21 protein-coding genes, 1 tRNA gene and 2 pseudogenes are annotated in these 19,978 nt (G+C 72.5%); 12 read left to right on the forward strand and 12 right to left on the reverse strand.

The window, feature by feature from the left end:
• The first annotated feature begins 130 nt into the window (after window positions 1–130).
• A complete protein-coding gene (locus ACFV7Q_RS22850) occupies window positions 131–1,246 on the forward strand; it encodes a hypothetical protein (protein WP_385431038.1) in 1,116 nt (371 codons plus the stop codon).
• A 255-nt stretch (window positions 1,247–1,501) separates the two neighbouring features.
• The gene (locus ACFV7Q_RS22855) at window positions 1,502–2,746 is read left to right on the forward strand and encodes a hypothetical protein (protein ID WP_385431040.1); all 1,245 of its coding nucleotides are present in this window, start codon (window positions 1,502–1,504) and stop codon (window positions 2,744–2,746) included.
• A 90-nt stretch (window positions 2,747–2,836) separates the two neighbouring features.
• On the opposite strand, the gene ACFV7Q_RS22860 is transcribed toward ACFV7Q_RS22855, so the two are convergent.
• Complete coding sequence (locus ACFV7Q_RS22860; protein WP_385431042.1) at window positions 2,837–3,517, reverse strand: response regulator; 681 nt, start codon at window positions 3,515–3,517, stop codon at window positions 2,837–2,839.
• Window positions 3,505–4,797: a sensor histidine kinase gene (locus tag ACFV7Q_RS22865; RefSeq protein WP_385431044.1), complete on the reverse strand. Its 1,293-nt coding sequence runs from the start codon at window positions 4,795–4,797 to the stop codon at window positions 3,505–3,507. Before ACFV7Q_RS22865 ends, ACFV7Q_RS22860 begins: the two co-directional genes overlap by 13 nt.
• A gap of 420 nt (window positions 4,798–5,217) precedes the next feature.
• Here ACFV7Q_RS22865 and ACFV7Q_RS22870 point away from each other — a divergent pair, with 420 nt between their 5' ends.
• The 5 genes from ACFV7Q_RS22870 (at window position 5,218) to ACFV7Q_RS22890 (ending at window position 7,674) form a co-directional block, all read left to right on the forward strand.
• Window positions 5,218–5,367, forward strand: coding sequence for a hypothetical protein (locus ACFV7Q_RS22870; RefSeq protein WP_385431046.1), 150 nt, complete (start codon window positions 5,218–5,220; stop codon window positions 5,365–5,367).
• 384 nt (window positions 5,368–5,751) lie between these two features.
• Window positions 5,752–5,970 (forward strand): hypothetical protein, encoded by a 219-nt coding sequence (locus ACFV7Q_RS22875; RefSeq protein WP_385431048.1) that lies wholly within the window; start codon window positions 5,752–5,754, stop codon window positions 5,968–5,970.
• A gap of 84 nt (window positions 5,971–6,054) precedes the next feature.
• Window positions 6,055–6,702 (forward strand): hypothetical protein, encoded by a 648-nt coding sequence (locus ACFV7Q_RS22880; protein ID WP_385431050.1) that lies wholly within the window; start codon window positions 6,055–6,057, stop codon window positions 6,700–6,702.
• Window positions 6,702–7,088 (forward strand): peptidase inhibitor family I36 protein, encoded by a 387-nt coding sequence (locus ACFV7Q_RS22885; RefSeq protein ID WP_385431052.1) that lies wholly within the window; start codon window positions 6,702–6,704, stop codon window positions 7,086–7,088. The genes ACFV7Q_RS22880 and ACFV7Q_RS22885 overlap by 1 nt, the downstream gene beginning before the upstream one ends.
• Before the next feature lie 43 nt (window positions 7,089–7,131).
• Complete coding sequence (locus ACFV7Q_RS22890; protein ID WP_385431054.1) at window positions 7,132–7,674, forward strand: hypothetical protein; 543 nt, start codon at window positions 7,132–7,134, stop codon at window positions 7,672–7,674.
• A 171-nt stretch (window positions 7,675–7,845) separates the two neighbouring features.
• Here ACFV7Q_RS22890 and ACFV7Q_RS22895 read toward each other — a convergent pair whose 3' ends face one another.
• Window positions 7,846–8,334, reverse strand: a complete 489-nt coding sequence (locus ACFV7Q_RS22895) for a hypothetical protein (protein WP_385431056.1) — start codon at window positions 8,332–8,334, stop codon at window positions 7,846–7,848.
• Window positions 8,335–8,574: 240 nt separating this feature from the next.
• Window positions 8,575–9,183: a TetR/AcrR family transcriptional regulator gene (locus tag ACFV7Q_RS22900; protein WP_385431058.1), complete on the reverse strand. Its 609-nt coding sequence runs from the start codon at window positions 9,181–9,183 to the stop codon at window positions 8,575–8,577.
• 124 nt (window positions 9,184–9,307) lie between these two features.
• Here ACFV7Q_RS22900 and ACFV7Q_RS22905 point away from each other — a divergent pair, with 124 nt between their 5' ends.
• Window positions 9,308–10,261, forward strand: coding sequence for an alpha/beta fold hydrolase (locus ACFV7Q_RS22905; RefSeq protein ID WP_385431060.1), 954 nt, complete (start codon window positions 9,308–9,310; stop codon window positions 10,259–10,261).
• Window positions 10,262–11,003: 742 nt separating this feature from the next.
• On the opposite strand, the gene ACFV7Q_RS22910 is transcribed toward ACFV7Q_RS22905, so the two are convergent.
• From ACFV7Q_RS22910 to ACFV7Q_RS22925, 4 genes are all read right to left on the reverse strand, one after another.
• Window positions 11,004–11,417 carry a hypothetical protein gene (locus ACFV7Q_RS22910; RefSeq protein WP_385431062.1) on the reverse strand — a complete coding sequence of 138 codons (414 nt, stop codon included), beginning with the start codon at window positions 11,415–11,417 and terminating at the stop codon, window positions 11,004–11,006.
• A gap of 256 nt (window positions 11,418–11,673) precedes the next feature.
• Window positions 11,674–11,997, reverse strand: a complete 324-nt coding sequence (locus tag ACFV7Q_RS22915) for a hypothetical protein (protein WP_385431063.1) — start codon at window positions 11,995–11,997, stop codon at window positions 11,674–11,676.
• 41 nt (window positions 11,998–12,038) lie between these two features.
• Window positions 12,039–12,713, reverse strand: coding sequence for a response regulator (locus tag ACFV7Q_RS22920; protein ID WP_385431065.1), 675 nt, complete (start codon window positions 12,711–12,713; stop codon window positions 12,039–12,041).
• Window positions 12,710–13,705, reverse strand: coding sequence for a histidine kinase (locus ACFV7Q_RS22925; protein ID WP_385431067.1), 996 nt, complete (start codon window positions 13,703–13,705; stop codon window positions 12,710–12,712). Before ACFV7Q_RS22925 ends, ACFV7Q_RS22920 begins: the two co-directional genes overlap by 4 nt.
• 251 nt (window positions 13,706–13,956) lie before the next feature.
• Here ACFV7Q_RS22925 and ACFV7Q_RS22930 point away from each other — a divergent pair, with 251 nt between their 5' ends.
• The 3 genes from ACFV7Q_RS22930 (at window position 13,957) to ACFV7Q_RS22940 (ending at window position 16,079) form a co-directional block, all read left to right on the forward strand.
• Window positions 13,957–14,427 (forward strand): cation:proton antiporter regulatory subunit, encoded by a 471-nt coding sequence (locus tag ACFV7Q_RS22930; protein ID WP_385431069.1) that lies wholly within the window; start codon window positions 13,957–13,959, stop codon window positions 14,425–14,427.
• A 7-nt stretch (window positions 14,428–14,434) separates the two neighbouring features.
• Window positions 14,435–15,715 carry a cation:proton antiporter gene (locus ACFV7Q_RS22935; protein ID WP_385431071.1) on the forward strand — a complete coding sequence of 427 codons (1,281 nt, stop codon included), beginning with the start codon at window positions 14,435–14,437 and terminating at the stop codon, window positions 15,713–15,715.
• Between the two features lie 100 nt (window positions 15,716–15,815).
• Window positions 15,816–16,079 carry a hypothetical protein gene (locus tag ACFV7Q_RS22940; protein WP_385431073.1) on the forward strand — a complete coding sequence of 88 codons (264 nt, stop codon included), beginning with the start codon at window positions 15,816–15,818 and terminating at the stop codon, window positions 16,077–16,079.
• A 249-nt stretch (window positions 16,080–16,328) separates the two neighbouring features.
• On the opposite strand, the gene ACFV7Q_RS22945 is transcribed toward ACFV7Q_RS22940, so the two are convergent.
• From ACFV7Q_RS22945 to tnpA, 4 genes and pseudogenes are all read right to left on the reverse strand, one after another.
• Window positions 16,329–16,403, reverse strand: a tRNA-Trp gene (locus ACFV7Q_RS22945).
• Between the two features lie 38 nt (window positions 16,404–16,441).
• Window positions 16,442–17,203 carry a hypothetical protein gene (locus ACFV7Q_RS22950; RefSeq protein ID WP_385431075.1) on the reverse strand — a complete coding sequence of 254 codons (762 nt, stop codon included), beginning with the start codon at window positions 17,201–17,203 and terminating at the stop codon, window positions 16,442–16,444.
• 79 nt (window positions 17,204–17,282) lie between these two features.
• The gene (locus tag ACFV7Q_RS22955; protein WP_385431076.1) at window positions 17,283–18,398 is read right to left on the reverse strand and encodes an NADAR family protein; all 1,116 of its coding nucleotides are present in this window, start codon (window positions 18,396–18,398) and stop codon (window positions 17,283–17,285) included.
• Window positions 18,399–18,566: 168 nt separating this feature from the next.
• Window positions 18,567–18,946, reverse strand: a pseudogene (gene tnpA, locus ACFV7Q_RS22960) (IS200/IS605 family transposase).
• Between the two features lie 27 nt (window positions 18,947–18,973).
• Here tnpA and ACFV7Q_RS22965 point away from each other — a divergent pair.
• Window positions 18,974–19,978 (forward strand): annotated as a pseudogene (locus ACFV7Q_RS22965) (RNA-guided endonuclease InsQ/TnpB family protein); the annotation flags it as partial.

A 19,978-nucleotide genomic window follows, 5' to 3' on the forward strand; every position in this document is an offset into this window, starting at 1 on the left:
CATCGAAACACACGCGCTGCGCCCACGGGCGAGCCCGGTCGTACGGATGATCACAAGCGGTATGTACCGTTCCGCCCCTCTAAGCCGCAGTATGTGATTCGTACATGCCACAACTAGGGGGATCCTCCACATGCGGAAGAGCACTGCCGCGGCCGCAGCCGCCATCGCGCTCGCAGGACTGATCACAGCCGCCGGGCCGGCCGGCGCCGCCGGCTGCACACCGGAACTCCGGACCTTGGACGCGCTGTCCGCCGAGGGGCCGACGCGCAGCGGGACCGTGTACGGCCTGGGGCGCGGCGACCTCGCGGTCGGCACGAGCAACGGCCTGCCGGTCTACTGGACCGGGACCACCGCCCACGCCGTTCCGCTGCCCGACGGCTGGACCGGCGGAACGGTCACCTCGGTCGGCGACAACGGGCTGATGGTCGGCACGCTGACCCGTGACTTCGACACCAGGGCCGCGTTCAGCTACCGGCAGGGCGACCCCCAGGTCCGGCTGCTGACCACCGCGACCCGGCACGGTGCGGCCGCGGCCATCAGTGCCACCGGGCGGTTGGTCACCAGCGAGAACGGCGTCGCGAAGGAGTGGGTGAACGGCTCGCCGGTCCGTGAACTCCCGGCGCCCGCCGACGCCTTCCCGAACAGCCGGGTGACCGTCAGCTCGATCAACAAGCGCGGGGACATCCTCGGCAACCTCTTCGGCGAGTACTGGAACCCGGAGACCGACGAGACCGTCATGCGCTCCCACCCGGTGGTCTGGCCGGCCGGCGGGTACCCTCCGTACAGCCTCCAGGCCTGGAACCAGGAGGCGCAGATGTACTCCACCGTCGGCAGCGCCATCGACGACCGCGGCCGGGTGGTCGGCCACGAGCGGACGTCCTGGCGCGAACTGCAGCACTTCCGGCCCGCGACCTGGAAGAAGCCGTACGACGGGCTCCCCGTCGAGCCCGGGCGGCTGGTCGGCGAGGAGGAACTGGCCCTGGAGGCCACCAGCCCCACCAGCGGGGCCGTGGTCGGATCGGCCGCCACCTTCGAGGAGGGGTGGAAGAAGAGCTCGCAGCCCGCGTACTGGCCCGGGCGGGGCCCGGTGCTGGCCCTGCCCGGCGGCTCCGGTCCGCGCCGCGGCAGCGCCCACGCGGTCACCGACGACGACCGGGTGGGCGGCAGCCTCCTCGACGAGAACGGCATCGGCCGTGCGACGGTGTGGACCTGCGCCAGCAAGCAGGCGTTCCCACCGAAGGCCTGACGGGCCCCCGACACCGGGCGCTCCAGGGGCTCCGGGCGCTCCGGGTGCTGCGAGGACTCTCTGGCCGTCCGTCGCGGCGGCGGGGTGGTGCGGCTCCGGGCGCTGAAGCGCTGACAGCGCCTCGGGGACGGGCCGCCACCGGCCCGGCCCCGGGGCGCCGGCCCTCCACGGCGACCGGGGGTAGGGGAAACCCGACCCCCAAGTGTCCGCCTGGGTGGGCAGACCCGGCAGGGCGGCCGCGGCTGCAATGGGGGCATGACCTCCTTCCGAACCCCCTGGTTCGCCCTCGGCTGGCTCTGCGCGGCCGCCTGGGCCCTGTCGTTCCCGCTGCTGTCCACGCTGGACACGCACCGGCTGTGGGGGTGGTGCGCGGCCGCCGGATACCTCGGCGCCGCGTGTGCGACCGGTCTGCAGCGGCCCCGCGCGGCGCTCGCGCTGGCGCTGGCCGGAGCCGTCGCCGTCCCGCTGCTGTACCTGGCCTTGACCGGTCAGGGACAGTCGGAGGTCGCCGTGATCGAGCGGTCCGGCCGCCTGCTGCTGGAATCGGGCAGCCCGTACGTCGACCGGCCCGGCCGGGTCGAGGAGTACACCCCCTACCTGCCGGGAATGGCGCTGTTCGGGATACCGCGGGCGGTCTTCGGGGACGCCGGCCGGTTGGCCCGGCTGCTCGGGGACGCCCGGATCTGGTGTGCGGTCGCACTGTTCGTCGGGATGTGGGGCGGGCGCCGGCTGCTCGGCACACGTGAGGCCCGTGGGGTGCGGGGAGTCGGCTTCCGCGGCACGTTCCCGCTGTTGGTCGCCTCCCCGGTGGTGGCGCTGCCCCTGGCGGTGAGCGGGGTGGACCTGCCGCTGGCCGGGTCGTGCTGCCTCGCACTGGCCGCCGCCGCGGCCGGACGGCCGGTCCTCGCGGGCACCGTACTGGCCGGTGCGTGCGCGCTGAAGTGGACGGCCTGGCCGGCGGTCCCGGTTGCGGTGGTGCTGCTGGCCGCCGTGTACGGATGGCGCGCGGCGGTACGCTGCGGGGCGCTCGCGGTGGCGGGGACGGCCGTGGCGGTTCTGCCGGCGGCCCTGCTGCAGCCGGCCGAACTGGTCCGGCAGGTCTTCGCGTTCCCGACCGGCCGTGCCGAGGTGGCGACCCCGGCGCAGAGCCCGCTGCCCGGTCGCCTGATCAGCGAACTCGGCCCCTGGGGCTGGTGGGTGACGGTCGTCCTGCTCCTTCTCGGCGGCGCCGCGGTGGCCGTGTCCCTGCTGCTGCGCCCCCCGCGGACCGTGGTCGCCGCCGCCGACCGGCTCGCCCTGGGCCTGACGGTGGCGTTCCTGCTGGCGCCCGCGGGGCGGTTCGGCTACCTGTCGCTACCGGTGCTGCTGGTGCTGTGGGCGCGTGCAGCGGCTCCGGCCCCGGCGCCGGTGCCGGTGCCTTCCCGGGTCGTCGCCGCCTCGTCGGCATCCGCGGTGCAGGCGGCTCCGGCCGGACCGCACCGGGCCCCGACCGGCGGCTGAGTGCACGGGGCTGCCGGCCCCGGCCGAGGCCCGGGGGCGACTGTCGTCGTCTCCGTCCGCGCCGGTGAGGGACGGCGAGGGCAGCAGTGATCAGCCGGCTGTGCCCCGCAGGTGGGCGAGGACGGCCAGGACCCGCCGGTTTCCCTCCGCCGGGTCGAGCTCCAGTTTCATGAAGATGCTGCTGGCGTGCTTGACCACGGCCGCCTCGGTCACGAACAGCCGGGCCGCCACGGCCTGGTTGTTGAGGCCCTCCGCCATCAGCGCCAGCACCTCCCGTTCCCGCGGGGTGAGCCGGCCCAGAGGGTGGTTCGCCGGGCGGTGGTTCAGCAGCACCCGGATCACCTCGGGGTCGAGCACCGTCTGCCCGCCGGCCACCCGTTCCAGTGCGTCGAGGAACTCGTCGACCTCGCCGACGCGGTCCTTCAGCAGGTAGCCGAGGCCGCCCGCCGCGCCAGAACCTCCCGTCCCACCCGCGCTCCCGTCGAACAGCCGCGCCGCGTACGCCGTCGCCACGTACTGCGACAGCACCAGAACCGGCAACGACGGGTCAGCGGACCGGAGTTCCAGGGCCGCCCGCAGACCTTCGTCCCGGAAGTCGGGCGGCATCCGTACGTCGGTGACCACCACATCGGGCCGTTCCGCCGCCACGGCCCGCTTCAACGCGTCCGCGTCGCCGACGGCCGCGACCACCGCGTGCCCGCTGCGGGACAGCACCTCGGCCAGTCCTGCCCGCAACAGCACGGAATCCTCGGCCAGGATCAGCCGGAGCACGGCACCTCCACCCGCAGTACGGTCGGCCCGCCCGCCGGACTCGACACCACCAGTGTGCCCCGCAGCACGGACAGCCGGTCCGCCAGCCCCACCAGGCCGTTCCCGGCGGCCGGTTCGGCTCCGCCGCGACCGTCGTCCGTGACCGTGAGGGTCAGCTTTCCCCCCACGACGCGGCCCGCCACCTCCACTCGGTCCGCCCCGCTGTGCTTGGCGGCGTTGGCCAGGGCCTCCGCCACGCAGAAGTACGCGGTGGCCTCCACCGCATCGGGCAGCCGCGGCACCCCGTCCAGGTCGGCCGTCACCGGGACCGGGTGCCGTAGCGCGAGCTCCGTGACCGCGGCTGCCAGCCCGTGGTCGGTCAGCACCTGCGGATGGATGCCCCGCACCAGCTCCCGGAGCTGGGACAGAGCCTGCTTGGCCTCCGCCCGCCCCCGGGCGACCAGTTCGGCCGCGGCCGCCGCCTCCACCAGCCCGCGCAGCTCGCGTTCGGCCAGCCCCAGCGTCATGCTCAGCGCCACCAGCTGCTGCTGTGCGCCGTCGTGCAAGTCCCGCTCGATGCGTCGCCGTTCGGCCTCGAAGGCGTCGACCAGCCGGACCCGGGAGCGGGTCAGCTCCACCACCCGGACGTCGTCATCGCGCGGCCCGAGCAGGGCCCGCGCCACACGCACCTGCGTGCTGGTGACGAGCCCGGCCGCGTACGCCGCGAGCACCAGCCCCAGCAGCCCCACGGCGGTGCCGCCGAGGGCTTCGAGGGGACCGGAGACCGCACGGCCGGGGATCAGCATCACCGTTTCCGGCGCCAGGGCCCACACGATGACGGGGCTCGCGACCAGCACCCCGGAGAACGCGAGCAGGGCGGTCACCCCGAACCCGGCCGGCCCGAACACCACCGCGAGCAGGGCGGCGTACCCCAGTTCCCGCCAGGTGGCCCGCTCCCGCAGCCGCGTACGGAGCCGGCTCATCGGCCCGGCCCCGGCCGCCGGGGCGTGCGGGCCCCCGACCCGCTCCGGTTCCACCAGGCGCAGCCGCCGCCGCTCCAGCGCGCCGACGGGAACGGCGGTCATGACCGCCGCGGTGAGCAGCAACAAGCCGAGGCCCAGCCAGGACAGTAATACCCCGGCGACGACCAGCACGGCGAGCACGGCCAGTACCGCGAACCCGATCAGGGCCCCGGAGGCCAGGTGAAGCCAGCAGCGAAACGGCCACCACGACAACAGGAACTGCCGGGGGCCGTTCCTCAGGACCGTCCCGAGCCGGACGGGCGCGGGCAGTTCGGGCATGCGTACGGTCCTCCGACGGCAGTGGGTGTCACCGTGACCCTACGTCAGGGCAGGCAGACGGGTAGCCCGGCCAGTGGGCGAACGACGCGTGGGCGGCCTGCGGAGCCAGCACCCCGGGCCGGGGGTACGACGCGCAGCCGGACCCGGCACACGACCGACAGCCCGCCCCCCGACCCCACGGCCCCCGACCCCGCCGACCCCGGCCCAGACCCCGGCCCCGGCCTCGAAGAGCGGCAGACGGCTCCCCGGCCCGGTCCGGATGCGAAGACCCCCGTCACCCGGACGGCGTCCCACCGGGGGCGCCGCGCCGTGCGGCCGGTCACAGTGGCGGCGCGTCCTGTTTTCGAATCGGTCGCGGGGAGGGATGCAGCGGCGGCTGCGGGCGACCGCCTCCGCCCTGATCGGATGAGAGGGAGAACCATGATGCGGAACGACTTCGCAACCACGGACCAGCCCGAAGAGGCGCGGCGTGCCGCGCCCCGCCCCGGAACGGCCGAGAGCGTCCGCCGAACTGCCGAGAACCGGCCGGATCCTGCGGCCGAGGAGCACATCATCCTGGGCGAGGACTGAGCCGGGCCGACGCCGGACGCAGACCGTCCGTCCGGCCGCCCGCCCGGCGGCCGGAACCCCCGCACAGGGCCGGAGCCGTGCCCCTGCCGCGGCGGGCGCCGCGGCGGGCGCCGCGGCGGGCGACTGCCGCCGGGCGGACGGGCTGAGGAAAATCCCCTGCGCGGCCCACGTGCTGTACGGCACCATGGGCGTCATGGAATCAGGTGTGTCCCTTCAGGGACGTTCTGCGCTCCGCGCGGGCCACGAGCCGGCTTCCGCTTCCCTCGGCTAGGAGTTCCTTCCCGTGCCAAGGGCACGGAGGGATCACGCGCGCCTTCCGGGAGGGCTTCAGTGGCGCGCCGTCCGTGCCCCTCGTGTGCATGCGAACTCGAGGGAAGAATGCTCATGTTCCGCTGGGGGAAGTTCGGTCGGAAGCCTGCGCACGCCACCGAGGACGACCGAGACGTCGAGGCGGGCGGCAACGGGCCCCGGATGACGTCGCCCGCCGCCGTCCGCGCGGACGACCGGGGATCCGGTCTCGGGAACTCCCTTGCGAGGGGAGCCGCCGAGGGCACCGCTCGCGAACTCGTGAAGGAGTTCCTGACCATGCTCATCTCGGACTGATCCGTCCCGGCCGGACGGCTCCGCCTTCGGGCGCGGAGCCGTCCGGCTCCGTGTCCCCGACCGTCCGTGATCGTTTGAAGGGGCGTGGAACACAGCGCACCCCGGATGCGGGCGACGGTCACGACAGCGGCAGGTCTCGTCCTGGCCGTGGCGTGCGCCGCGGGCTGCGCGGCACCGCCCCGGCCGGCGCTGCCCACCTCGGAGCAGGGCCGCAGTGACCTGATCAAAGCCGCCCAGCAGCTTCTGGTCGACCGCTGCCTGACCACCCGCGGCGCAGTCGGCCCACCTCCCGAGCAGGAGGTGCTGTTCGGGGCCGCCCCTGCCGAACTGTCGGTCACGCTGGCCACCGGTCACACCGTCCGCACGCACACGGACGGCTGTCTCGCCGAGGCGCACCGCTCCCTCTACGGTGACCAGGCCCGCTGGTTCCGCGCCGAGGTCACCGTCAACAACCTGCGCCCCGAGGCCCAGGCCCGGCTGACCGAGGACGCCGCCTACCGGGATGCCCTCGCCCGCCGGGCAGCGTGCGCCGACCAGGACGCCCACTGCATCCGCGCGAGCGGCCTGGAGGAACTGCGGAACCGGCTGGAGCCCGCCCGCCTCGCCCAGGTCCGGGCCGCGCACCGCGAAGAAATCACCACCTACGACCAACTGCGCGACCGCGCACTGCACCGCGCGGCCGACTTCCTGTCCGACCCGTCCACCCACCACCTGAAAGGCAACGTCCCCTGATGAACCCCACGAAGCGCAGCAAGATGCTCACTACTGCCGCCGCGGCCTTCCTCGTCTTCACCGGCGGGCTCGCCGCGGCCGGCACGGCCGGGGCGGCGGACTGCCCGAGCGGCGAGTTCTGTGCCTGGGAGCACGCCGAATTCAAGGGCCAGCGCGCCAACTGGAGCGGTGACGACGGTTGGTGGGAGAGCTGGATCGCCGACGAGGACTCCTCCTGGGCCAACCACGGCATCTCCGGCCCCGGCATCAAAGACCACGTGAAGGTGTACTCGCGCGCACAGCAGGGCGGGCACATGACCATTTGCCTCACCCCCGGCCAGGAGGTCAACCACAACAGCGCGGCCAACGACAACGGCGACTCGCACACCTGGGCCATGAGCTGCTGAACCCCGCGGCCCCGCTGTCGGTGGGGTCTGGCAAGGTACGTCCATGAGCGAGGGAACACGGGCCGGCAGCGCCTACGTCCTGGAAAAGGCATACCGCGGCCAGGCCGAATACAGCGTCCTGTTCGTCTACTCCCGGCGCGATCACGTCCGTGCGCTGCTCCAGGACATGCTGGTCGACAACGATCCGGAGGAGATGGGGCTCCACTTCGAGGGCGAGAGCGCCGACTTGTGGCTCGTCGAGCACGGCCGCCGCGTGGGGCACGTGGACCTCCACCCGCTGATCCGGCGTACGGAGGACCGCGAGGTCGTCATCCACTGGGCGGGCTTCGAGGCCGCGGTGCCGGCGGTCCTGTCCGCACCGCTGCTGCGGCACGGCGAGGCGCTCGCCCTGCACGACCCGGCCGAGGACTTCCCGTCCGGTTTCAGTGATCTGCCCGAGATCTACTCGGACCGTGCGGTCCGCTACGGGATGCAGGTCTGGGTGGACGGCGAGCTGACCGACCAGCCGTACGAGATCTACCGCGACCCGGACCCGCTACCCGGATCCGCGGCTCCGGACCCGGTTCCGGCCCCGCCGGCAGGCTGAACCGCCGGACCCGTGATGCGGCCCCTGAGGTCCGCTGCCGAGCAACGGGCCGCATCGCGCCGCGCCGCCTCCGGGACGGGCCGGTCGGTGTACCGGACGGCCCGGGAAACGGATCTGGAACGGGGGTTCCTGCGGGTGGACGGACCGGAGGGTTCGTGCGGGCGGACCGGGCTACGCCACCCGGCCCGTCCGCCGCGGCCGGGGGCGCGCGTGCAGGAGCGCCCACACGCGCCGTCCGTCCTCACCGACGTCGCTGCCGCAGGTGTGCACACTCGGCACGGTTGCGAGGTCGGTCAGGAGTTGCCGCTCACCACGGCCCGCATCGACCCGGTGGCTGAGGACGAGGACGAGGACGGACCGGTCCTGGTCCGCCAGGTGCACGCTGACCCGTTTCCCGCCGTCCGTGACGACCGCCCCGACGAGGAGCCGCACCACCTCGTCCAGGTCGCCCGCGTCCAGCTCGCCGTACCCCCAGCCGCGGACCGTGGCCAGGGCTTCTCCGGCTGCCTTCTTCGCCGCCCACTCGTCCGACCGGTACACCAGCGCGGCCGTCTGTCGGTTCCGCACCGCCAACCGCGCCCGCTCGCGGGAGGGCGGCTGCGGCTTCACGTCCGGCTTCGCGTCCGGCTTCGGGCCGCTGCCCCCCACGACATCGCTCATGCGGCCACGCTACGCCCCGGGCGGAGGACGTCGGGGCGAAACCAGCGGATTGGACGCCTCCGGGCTACCGGCCGCCCGGGCCTTGACGCGGTCCGAGCAACCCCGTTCCGCCCGCCCGGGTCGCGCCGTCCTTCCGGCGGGCGCGGTCAGGCGGATGCCACCGCGTGACAGCACGTCACATACGGCTCGCGGCGGGCCGCATTGAAGGTCGCGGCGTCCGGTTCGAGCCCGACCCACGGGTCAGTCATGCTTCCCACCGAAAATGCGGTCCAGGTGGTGGTGCAGGACGGCGATGGCCGACTCGGGCGTGCGCTGGCCGACGATGATGCTCGTCCCCATGGTGGCGGTCATGGCGAGCAGGCTGATCGCCTCGGTGCGCGCGTCGATGCCGTCGTCGACCAGCCCGGCTTCCTGTGCCGTGAGGAGCAGGTCGGTCACGGCGTCTTCCGCGGCGTTGGGGTTGTCGATGAACGGCTGGGCGGCCAGCGCCTCGTCGGTCACCGACAGGATCGAGTACGACGTGTACAGGAGGTGGAAGGTGCGGCCCTCCTCGTCGGTGGGCAGGGAGGCCAGCAGCAGCGCCTCGATGGTCGCGCGCGGGCCCGGATCGGGGGCGGCGGCGAGGCGCGCGCCGACACGTGCGGTGTAGCGGTCGGTGAGGTGCTGCAGACCGTGGAAGAGCAGGTTCTCCTTCGTGTGGAAGTAGTACTGCACGAGTCGCAGTGACACCCCTGCCTCGGCGGCCACGTCGCGCATCCCGACCGCGTGCAGTCCGCGGCGGCCGGCCACACGGATGAGGGCCTCGGCGATCTGTGCCCGGCGTTCGTCGTGGTCCACGCGTTTGGGCATCTCGTCTGTCTCCACCAGTCCTCGGTTTCATCTCCCAAGCCCGGGCTCCCCCGGACCCTTCATGATACCGCCGTACCATCTTCATGGTACGGTCGTATTACGAACGCGACTCCAGGAGGCACCCGTGACCGCGAACACGACGCGACCCAGCGCCCGCCGTGACGTCGGCCGTTACGTCAACGACACCTTGCGCGAGCGCTACTTCGCCACCTGCGACGTCCTCTTCGCGTTGGGCGCCCCCATCCGCTCCGAGACGGACGTCGAGACGAGCTTCGGCACCACGCACGTCTACCGGTACGGCCCCGCGGACCCCGCCGCCGAGTCCCGCACCCCGGTGGTCCTGATCCACGGCTCGGGCGGCTGCTCCGCGATGTGGTACCCCAACACCCCAGCGCTCAGCGCCGATCGCCCCGTCTATGCGCTCGACACCCCCGGCGACCCCGGCCGCAGCGTCCACCGCGAGCCGATGTGGCAGCCCGAGCGCGCCGCCCAGTGGCTCGACGAGGCACTCGACGCACTCGGCCTCGACCGCGTCCACCTCGTCGGCTCCTCGTACGGCGGCTGGCTCGTCATCAACCAGGCCCACCTCAGGCCGGGACGGCTCGCCTCCGTCACCGCCCTCGACCCGGGCGGTCTGGAGAAGGTCGGCCTGCGCTTCTTCGTGTGGATCTTCCTCAGCCTCTTCGCCACCTTCGCCCCGAAGGCGTTCCGCCCGCTGCTGGCCAAGTGGCTCGAGCAGCCAGTCCTCATCGTTCCGGAGCTGCGTGCGTGGATCCACGCGGGCGTGAGGTCCTTCCGGATCCGCCGACCGGCACCGCTGCCGCTGTCCGAGGACGAACTGCGCTCCATACGGACGCCGTTCTACCTGATCATGGGCAAGCGCAGCCTGCTCCTGCGCCCGACTCGGCAGTTGGAGCGCGTGCCGCGGCTGATCTCCGGCGCTCGCGCCGAGATCATCGCCCAGACCGGCCACGGACCGCAGATCGACCACGCCGACGTCGTCAACGCCCGGATGCTGGGCTTCATGGAGGACGTCGATTCCCTCGGCCCGGCGGGGCACGGTTCCGCGCCGGCGTAACGGGGTGCCGGCCGGGGCCGCTGCCCGACCGCCCGCAGCCGAGGCCGACACGGAGACGCGGACCGCGCCCCGCCCCGCAGCGCGCCCTGCACCTCCCGGCCCTCACCGGGCTGCTGGCCGCCGGAGGCCCGGCCGCCGGCGGCCAGCAGGACTGCCGTACGCGCGAAGTGCCCGTCCGGGCCCGCACTCAGAACCATCGACCCGGCTTGCCCTCCGGACTTCCGTGGAAGCCGCGACGAAAGCCGCCACGGCGCGCACACCTCGGCAGATGTTGGAGATCGCCTTCACCCAGCCGCCGGACTTCGCGCCGGTGCCGCGTACGAAAACAGCAACACCCACTACGCGCTGCTGGGGCTGGTCGCCGAGAAGGCGGGCGGCGCCCCGCTTGCCGCGCAGCTCCCGGAGCGGCTGTTCAGCCCCTTCGGCCTCCGCCGGACCTCACTGCCCGGCATCGACGGCACATCCCTCCCCGCCCCGTACGCCCCCGGCCACATGTACGGCGGGACCGCCCATGCCCTGGTCGGCAGGCCCTACCCGGCGGACCTCCGGCAGGCCGCCCGCACGGGCCGACTGCAACCGGTGGACTACACCCACCAGAGCCCCTCCTACGCCACCGCCGCCGGAGGCGCGATCTCCACCGCGGACGCCGCCGCCGTGAACCCCGACGCGCCCGCCCGGCCTGAGGCGGGGCGGCGGGGATGCGGGCGCCCGCACCGGACCGCGGCGGGGCCGCTACAGCGCTTCACCGGCCGCTCCGTCCAAGAACGCTTGCAGGGCCGCCAACTGCTGCCGCACGGCCCGGTCGAACTCTGCGTCGGCCTTCTTCACGTCGACGCCTGCCGGCCCGTCGGGCGTACTTCTCGGTCGCCGTCTCTCCCACCCGGGCGGAGAGGGCACCGATCCGTTCCAGCTCCCGTCTGCCGTTCTCCGTCGTCACGAGGCGCGCCGTCGTGAGGGCGCGCGCCACATCCGTGTTGGCCGGCGCGTACCCGTCCTCGAACTGGCGCCGCCCGTCGTCCGCGCTCTTTGCGGGGCCGAGGCTGACGTTCAGGAGCTGGGTGGACTGCTGTACGTACCTGTTCGTGCTCGCGGCGAGCTCGACGTAGGCGGCACGCCGGCTGTCCGCCCGCCGCGCGGCGGCCTCGTCGCGGTGCATGTCCCTGGCCTCGAAGTAGGCCGCATGCTGCCCGTCAGACCGGCCAGGACCCCGTCAAGGTTCCCGCGAGCGCCGCGAACACGGCTCCTTGCTGCTGCCGCGGCCGTTCACCGGTCCCGTCGCCCGCCCCGTCCTTCCTCTGCGTCATGCAGTACCGGTACCGCGGCAGGAAGCTCCGCCACCGGCAACCACCTGGAGGCAGGAACGAGCCGGGGACGCCCCTCCGGCACGACCCGCCGGCGCCTTCATCCGTCGGTCACGTGTTGACGCCTTGAACGACCTGCCAGCGGTGCTCGGCGTCTCCTGCTGCGGCGAGCAGCGGTACGCCCTCCCCCCAGAGGGTGACGAGGGCCGTGTGGGAGAGATCGAGTTCGCCGACCGGATGCCCGTAGAAGAGGATCTCGGTCAGCTCCAGGTCGATCGGTGCCGACGTACCGCGGATGCGGTGGAAGCGGGCACGGAGGCGGACCGGCCCTCGGACACAGCGCACGACCGCGGCCGCCCCGGTGTCCCCGGCGTGCCGGATGTGATCGATCTGGAGTTCTGCGTCGATCCGCAGGTGTTCGGGAACGGTCGTCACCCCGCCATGATCTCAGGGCGGTCGGCGGGCCTCCGCCGTGGTCAGGGTTCGATGAGGCCGACGCGGATGGCGTAGCGGGTGAGTTCCAGGCGGTCGTTCAGGCCCAGCTTCTGGAGGATGTTGGCGCGGTGGCGTTCGACCGTTTTCGGGCTGATGACGAGCAGATCGGCGATCTGCTTGGAAGTGTGGCCCTCGGCGACGAGCTTGAGGATCTCCTCCTCGCGGTCGGTGATCGGCCGGTCGGGCAGCGACACCCCCGAGCGGGCCCGGTCGAGGTAGCTGCGGATCAGGGCCGATTCCGCCCCGGGGTAGATGAAGGGCTCGTCGCGCAGGGCGGCCCGGCAGGCCTCCACGAGGTCGCGGTCGGCCACGGACTTCGGGACGTACCCGTTGGCGCCGACGCGCAGCGCTTCGAAGAAGTACTGCTCGTTGTCGTACATGGTCAGCATCAGGATGCGCAGGCCGGGCCGGATGCGGGCGAGTTCGCGGGCCGCCTGGAGGCCGGTGGTGCGGGGCATGGCGATGTCGAGGACGGCCAGGTCCAGGCCGGCGTCCGCGCGGGCGGCTGCGACGGCCTCCGCGCCGTCACCCGCTTCGGCCACCACTTCCAGGTCGGGTTCGGCATTGAGGATGAGCCGTACACCGCTCCGTACGAGGGCGTGGTCGTCGACGAGGAGGATCCTGGCCCGGGCAGGCCGGCCGGCAGGTGCGGTCATCGCTCGTTCCCTGAGGTGGACGCGGGGGTGGATGCGGGGGCGGGGGCGGTCGGTGTCGCCGGGGCGATGTTCAGGCGGACCTCGGTCCCGCCGTGGGCCCCGGACCCGATCAGGAGTTCGGCGCCGATGAGCAGGGCCCGTTCCCGCATGCCGCTGATCCCGGCTCCTTCGGGTGCTGCCCCCAGTCCCCGGCCGTCGTCGTGGACGAGCAGGCACGTCCCGCCGCCCGGCAGCGGCCGCAGGTGCACCTCCACCCGGTGCGCCCCGGAGTGGCGGGCCGAGTTGGTCAGCGCCTCCTGTGCGACCCGGTAGACGACGAGTTCCGTCGCCGGGTCCAGTCCGGGCAGGCCGGGGACGATGTGCACGGCCACCGCCAGCCGGTGGGCGGTGAACTCCGAGGCCAGCGAGCGCAGCGCACTGTGCAGGCCGAGTTCCTCGAGTACGCCGGGACGCAGCCGCCGCGCGATACGACGGATCTCCTCCAGGCTGGCCCGGGTGGTCTCCTGGGCCTGGTGCAGATCCTCGCGTACGGGCGGCGGCGCCTGGTCGGCGGCGTGCTTGAGCTGCAGCAGGACGGCGGTCAGGGTCTGTCCGATCTCGTCGTGGAGCTCCTGGGCGATGCGCTTCCGTTCGGCCTCCAGGGCGGTCAGGACACGCCCGCTGCTCGCCGTGCGCTCGGCCTCCAGCCGGTCGAGCATGGCGTTGAAGGTGCCGGTCAGACGGGCGATCTCGCCCTGTCCGCTGACCCGGGGCCGTTCCCCGGGCTTGAGGAGGTCGGCCGTCGCCATGGCCCGGTTCAGCCTGCCCAGCGGCGCCAGGCCGACACGGAGCAGGACCGCGTTCAGCACCAGCATCACGACCAGTCCGCAGACCAGCACGATCGCCTCGCCGAACAGCACCGGCGTGGAGACGGTGACCGGGCCGAACAGCAGGGCGACGCTGAGGACGAGGACGGCCGCGTTCAGTAGGAAGATCCGCCAGTACAGTGACACCGTCGCACGCCCTTCCAAGCCCTCCCCACCCTGTTCCGGTCCCCGCACCTGCGACAACACGCTTCCCCGGCCCATCCTCGACCGGCCCGGACACCCCTGTCCATCGGTGGTGACACCCATATTGCTGCTGCTCACGAGATGGCAGCATGTTCCCGCCGCGGCCCGGGGTCCTCCCGCAGGAAGTCCCCGACACGCCGCCGCCGCAATTGCACGGAACGAAACGAGGGGGATGGGCTGTGCCTGCTCCACGGATGAGCACCACGCCGCTGCCCGGCATCGGGGTCCAGTACGACCTCACCACCCGAGAACGCCGACACCTGTCGGTGATCGCCCACCGCGACGGCACCCGCAGCGTGAACGTCTACCGGGCCGAGGACCCGGACGACTGCCTCCAGTCGCTCCACCTCACCGCGGGCGAGAGCGCGGCCCTGATCGACGCGCTGATGCCCGCCCATCACAGCCCGAACCTCCTCCACACGACCGAACTCGGTCTGGTCGCCGAGCGCATCGAACTGTCCGGGCACTCGCACTGGAACGGCCGGGTGCTGGGCGAGACGAGGATGCGGACCGAGACCGGCGTGTCGGTCGTCGCCGTACTGCGGCGGGCGGAGGCCAGGCCGTCGCCGGGGCCGGACTTCCGGCTGGCCGGCGGGGACACCCTGATCGTCATCGGCACGCGCGAGGGCGTCGACGCGGCCGCCGCGATACTCGGACGGGAGTGAGGCGCCCGTGCATTCCGCCCTCTTCCTGATCGAGTTCGGAGCGATCCTCCTCGGCCTGGGCCTCCTCGGCCGGGTCGCCGGCCGGCTCAGGTTCTCGCCGGTACCCCTCTACCTGCTGGCCGGCCTGGCCTTCGGTACCGGCGGCTTGCTCCCGCTGGGCGCCAGCGAGGAGTTCGTCGCCATCGGCGCCGAGATCGGCGTCATCCTCCTGCTGTTGATGCTGGGCCTGGAGTACACCGCCAACGACCTCGTCTCGAACCTGCGCACCCAGTACCCGGCCGGCCTCGTCGACTGCGCCCTCAACGCCCTGCCCGGCGCCGGCGCCGCCCTGCTGATGGGCTGGGGGCCGGTCGCGGCCGTGGTCCTGGCCGGGGTGACCTGGATCTCCTCCTCCGGAGTCATCGCCAAGGTCATGGGCGACCTCGGCCGGCTCGGCAACCGCGAGACCCCGGTCATCCTGAGCATCCTGGTCCTGGAAGACCTCGCCATGGCGGTCTACCTACCGATCATCACCGCTCTCCTGGCCGGCGTCGGCCTCGCCGCGGGCAGCGCCACCCTCGCCATCGCACTCGGCGTCGCCGGTGCAGTGCTCTTCGTCGCCGTCCGCTACGGGCGGATCATCTCCCGCTTCGTTTCCAGCGACGACCCCGAGAAGCTCCTGCTCGTCGTCCTCGGCCTGACCCTGCTCGTGGCGGGCATCGCCCAGCAGCTCCAGGTCTCCGCGGCCGTCGGCGCCTTCCTCGTCGGCATAGCCCTCTCCGGTGAGGTCGCCGAGGGCACGCACACCCTCCTCAGCCCGCTGCGGGACCTGTTCGCCGCCGTGTTCTTCGTCTTCTTCGGCCTGCACACCGATCCCGCCAGCATCCCGCCGGTGCTCCTGCCCGCGCTCGCGCTGGCCGTGGTCACCGCCGGCACGAAGATCGCGACCGGTTATTGGGCCGCGAAGCGCGCCGGGATCGGTGTCAACGGCCGGTGGCGGGCGGGCGGCACCCTGGTGGCCCGGGGCGAGTTCTCCATCGTCATCGCCGGGCTCGCCGTCACCGCCGGCATCGAGCCGGCGCTGGGACCGCTCGCGACCGCCTACGTCCTCATCCTCGTCGTCGTCGGCCCGCTGTCGGCCCGCTACACGCAGCCCCTCGCGGCATGGATCACCTCCCGCCGGGCCGGCAGTGCCGCAGCCGCCGCACAAGACCCGCGGCGCACGCGGCAGACCGTAACCGGGCCGCAGCCCGCCGACGGCGCCGAGGACGGCCGGGAGGAGGAGACCCAGCTCCGGCAAGTGCCCTGATGCTCATGCGCCCGACGCCCGTTTCCATCAACTTTCGATGACAACGCCATCGTCCGTTCGGAGTACGTCGGCGACATGAGCGGCCGTTAGCGTTGTGGCCATGACAAAGGAGAAGGTCGTGGCCATGACGGACGAAAAGGTGGAGCGGACCGGCACCCCCACACGCCTGAAGACGGCGGCGGGAGTCGCCGTCGGCGTAGTCGTCGCACTCTCCCTCATCGCCCTCGTGTGGCGGACGGGATGGCACATCCCCTTCCTGACCGGTTGGCTGTCCGTCAAGCTCGGGGCCAAGGCCGGCGCCCTCGCCCTCGGCGGCCTCGTGGTGTTCGCGGCATGGCGCGCCAAGCGCCGTGACGCGTCGTGACCGCACCGCACGCCAGGTCCGCTCCGGGCGCGGGGCTCGGGATGCCGGCTGCGCCGGCTTCCCGTGGCCGCACCGGCGGAAACGGGGGCCGTGAGGGGGGCCGGGTCAGCCCGGCGGCATCCACACCGCGGTGGCGAAGACCGCGTCGAACCGGCGTGCGCGCCGACCGACGACGGATCCGGCAGGACGTCGTCCACCCGCTCGATCCCGCTGCCGGCCCGGCTACGCTCACCGACAGCCGGGAAGGGCCGAAGCCGGCCGGATTCGAACCGGCGTCCTCGCAGTTTTGGAGACCGCGCGCGACGACCTCTGCGCTACGGCTTCGCCCGCCGGCATTCTAGGGGGCGCGCGGCGTCAGCCGCTCAGGCCAGGGGGCCCACCGGCTCCCCGGCCGCCCGCCGCTCATCCCGTCCCCGGCGCAGCCCCGGGGACGCCGACCCCGGAACCGTGGCGCGCGGATTCAGGTGCAACCATGCGGACAGGGCGGCCTGGAGGTCCGCCACCTCCTGCCGCGTGAGCGCCTCGCCCGCGGAACCCACATGGAGGCGCACCCCGCCCGCGGTGACCCTCCACCTGACGCCGCGCCGCGACGGCGACGCCAGGGCGGCCCCGCGGGCCAGAGCGCGCAAGGCCCGTTCGACGCGGGGCGGCAGCGGGGGACGCAGTGCCGCCGCTACCACTACCGGAAAGGCGTGCCGGGGCTCGGAGGGAACACCCACCGCGGAGTAGAAGGCGCGGAGCGCCTCGTCGAGCGGCATCGAGCAGGTGGACGCCAGGCCGACGAACTCCTCGACCGGCTCCGGGTGCGGGCGCGGCGCGTTACCCCCGTACGGCTTGGCGTGCAGCGGATGCTCGTCGGTCTCCAGCCGTACGCAGCCGGGCGGCACCAGCACCCGGCTGAACCCGGCTCCGGTCAGCTCCGCGTGCAGCTTCCGCAGCTTGGCGGCCTGCCGGGGTACGGGGTGGGGGTCCACGGAAGCGGGAGCGTCGGGTCGGCCGGGCTTCGGCGTCGACCCCAGGGGCCCGTTGGAGCGGTGGAGGACACCGGACTCGGTCAGGACGATGGTCGTCTGTCGGCTCCGCGCATCACAGCCGAGCCGGAACCCCACCACGGTCGTTGGCACTGGACCTCCACTGGGCGGTGACACGGCCACCGTAGCGGGGCCGGGAACCACCAGGAGCGGAATCCGTGTTTTCCGCCGCTCAGTGGATGCCGGCGTTGCGGGCCTGGAGTTCGGACCGGACCAGTTCCAGGAGACGGCCCGTCCAGTTGCGACCGCGGCCGCCGTTGTCGCCCCAGAACCCGGAGTCCGCGTCGTCGTAGAGCACGGTCGAGTCCGCCGTGGCGAGGAGGACCGCAGCCAGGTCGGGGTGCTGCTCGTATTTGGCGCGCAGAAGGCGGGCCATGACCGCCGTACGGGCCTGCTCCCAGCCGTCCCGGCGCGGTGCTCCGGCGGCGAGCGCGCGGGCCCGGGTGCCGGTTTCCGCGGCCGCGACCGCGGCGCGGGTCTCGGGGTCGGCCACGGACAGGGCCCAGTAGGCGTGCCCCACCGAGGCATGGGTGACGCCGTCGACGGTGATCGGAGCGGGGTAGTCGTTGCGCAGGCCGCGCTTGCCCGGGTCGTCGACCGGGCGCTGCGGGTACGAGTGGTACAGCTTGACGGCAGGTGCGAAGGACTGCGCCGCGCCGTCTGCCGGAACCCGCGAGGGGGCTTCGGCGATCCACCGGTTCCGCTCCTCGAAGTAGGCGACGGCCTCGTCGTACCGCTCCTGAGTCACCCGCTCGTCCGGCCGGTGCACGTCATCGCCGCCCGGCCCGGCGACCAGGACCCGCAGCGGTCCGTCCTTGCGGTCCATGTCGCCCAGCGCGTAGCGGCGCTGCGTGTGGGGGATGGCCAGGTAGGCGGCGCGGGCGACGGCCCGGTTCTCCTCGGTCCGGTCGGCGAGGAAGGCGTCCACCGCTGCGAGGCAGCGCCCGGTGGAGTCGGGGCGGCGGTTCAGCCGGTCGATGGTGTCGCGGATCTCGGCGAGCAACACCTCGGGCGTCACCCAGACGTGCGGTTCGCCGAAGGTCCACGAGGCCAGCTGGTGGGCGGACGCGCGGCCGCCCTCGGGCAGGCTCGTGGCCACCCATTCGCGGCGGAGCTTCTCCTCGAACTCGTCGAGGGTGACGAGCTCCCAGCAGTCGACGAGACCGTCCGCGTAGATGAACAGGTCGGTGAGGAAGTAGGTGCCGCCGTTGCAGATGAAGGCGTGCCGCCAGGTGCCGGGTATGCGAACACCGTCGGCCGTGCGGTGGGTGATGCGGTTGCCGATCACCCGGTGATTCTGTCGAACGGGCCGCCCGCGGACCAAGCGCATATTGGTGCTCCGTCACGGGACGGTCCAGCCCGCCGAGTTCGAGGACGGGTTACCGGGACTCTTGCAGAAAGCCCCGGCGTTCGCGCCGGGGATGAATGCATCTCAAGGCTGCTCTGACGTGCATGTTCAGAGCGGACGTTTTTGCTGCTCGATGTACTGGCGGACGATCGTCAACGGTGCTCCGCCGCACGAGGCGGAGAAGTACGAGGGTGACCACAGCTGCCCACGCATGATGGCGCGGTTGATCCGGCCGGTGAACTCCTGCCGTATCCGGCGGGCGGAGACTCCCTTGAGGCTGTTGACCAGCTTCGAGACGGCGACCTTCGGTGGGTAGTGCACGAGGAGGTGGACATGATTGCGTTCGCCGTTGAACTCCTTCAGCTCCGCCTCGAAGTCCTCGCACACCTTGCGCATGATCCGCGCCGGTACTTTGTCACGAAGACCAAGTGAACGTGCATTGCCGAAACCACATGCCTGCCACGCCTGTAGTCGTTTTGATCCTCCATAAGACCAATCGTAGTAGGGTCTTGGGTGTGCAGCTCCGCTACAACTACCGGGCCTATCCGGACGCCACCCAGCGTCGTGCGCTGGCGAAGGCATTCGGGTGCGCCCGTGTGGTGTGGAACGACTGCCTGCGCGACCGCAAGGAAGCGCACGCGGCCGGGCTGCCGTACGTGAAGTCGGCAGATCTGTCCCGGCTTCGCATCACCCAGGCCAAGCGCACCGAGGAACGCGCCTGGCTCGCCGACGTGTCAGCGGTCGTCCTGCAACAGTCCCTGCGGGACCTGGACACCGCCTACAAGAACTTCTTCGACTCGATCAAGGGCAAGCGGCAGGGCCGCAAGGTCGGCCCGCCCCGCTAGAAGTCGAAGAAGGACACCCGGCAGTCGGTCCGCCTCAACACCAACGCCTTCTCCCTGACGGACAGCGGCACGGTGTACGTGGCCAAGGTCGGCAACCTCAAGGTCAAGTGGTCCCGCCGCCTTCCGGCCGCACCAACGTCGCTGACCGTCACCAAAGACAGCTGCGGCCGGTACTTCCTCAGCTTCGTCGTGGACACCGAGCCGGACATCCTCCCGGAAGTGGAGACCGACGCCGGTATCGATCTCGGCCTGTCCGCCTTCGCCGTCCTGTCCGATGGCCAAAAGATCGACAGCCCCCGCTTCCTGCGCCGGGCCGAGAAGAAGCTCAAGCGCGTTCAGCGGGAGTTGTCCCGCAAGGCCAAAGGATCGAAGAACCGGGCCAAGGCCCGTATCAAGGTCGCACGCCAGCACGCCACGGTGGCGGACCGGCGCCGGGACTGGCACCACAAGGCATCCACACAGATCATTCGCGACAACCAAGCGGTGTATGGGAAGACCTCGCGGTGTCCGGTCTCGGGCGCACCCGGCTCGCCAAGTCCGTGCACGACGCGGGATGGGCCGCGTTCGTCGGCATGCTGGAGTACAAGGCAGCCCTGCACGGCCGCATCTTCGCCAAGGTGGACCGTGCTTTCCCGTCCTCGCAGGTCTGCTCGGCCTGCGGATTCAGGGACGGCC

Source organism: Streptomyces sp. NPDC059851 (assembly GCF_042732005.1).
Classification (GTDB): Bacteria; Actinomycetota; Actinomycetes; order Streptomycetales; family Streptomycetaceae; genus Streptomyces.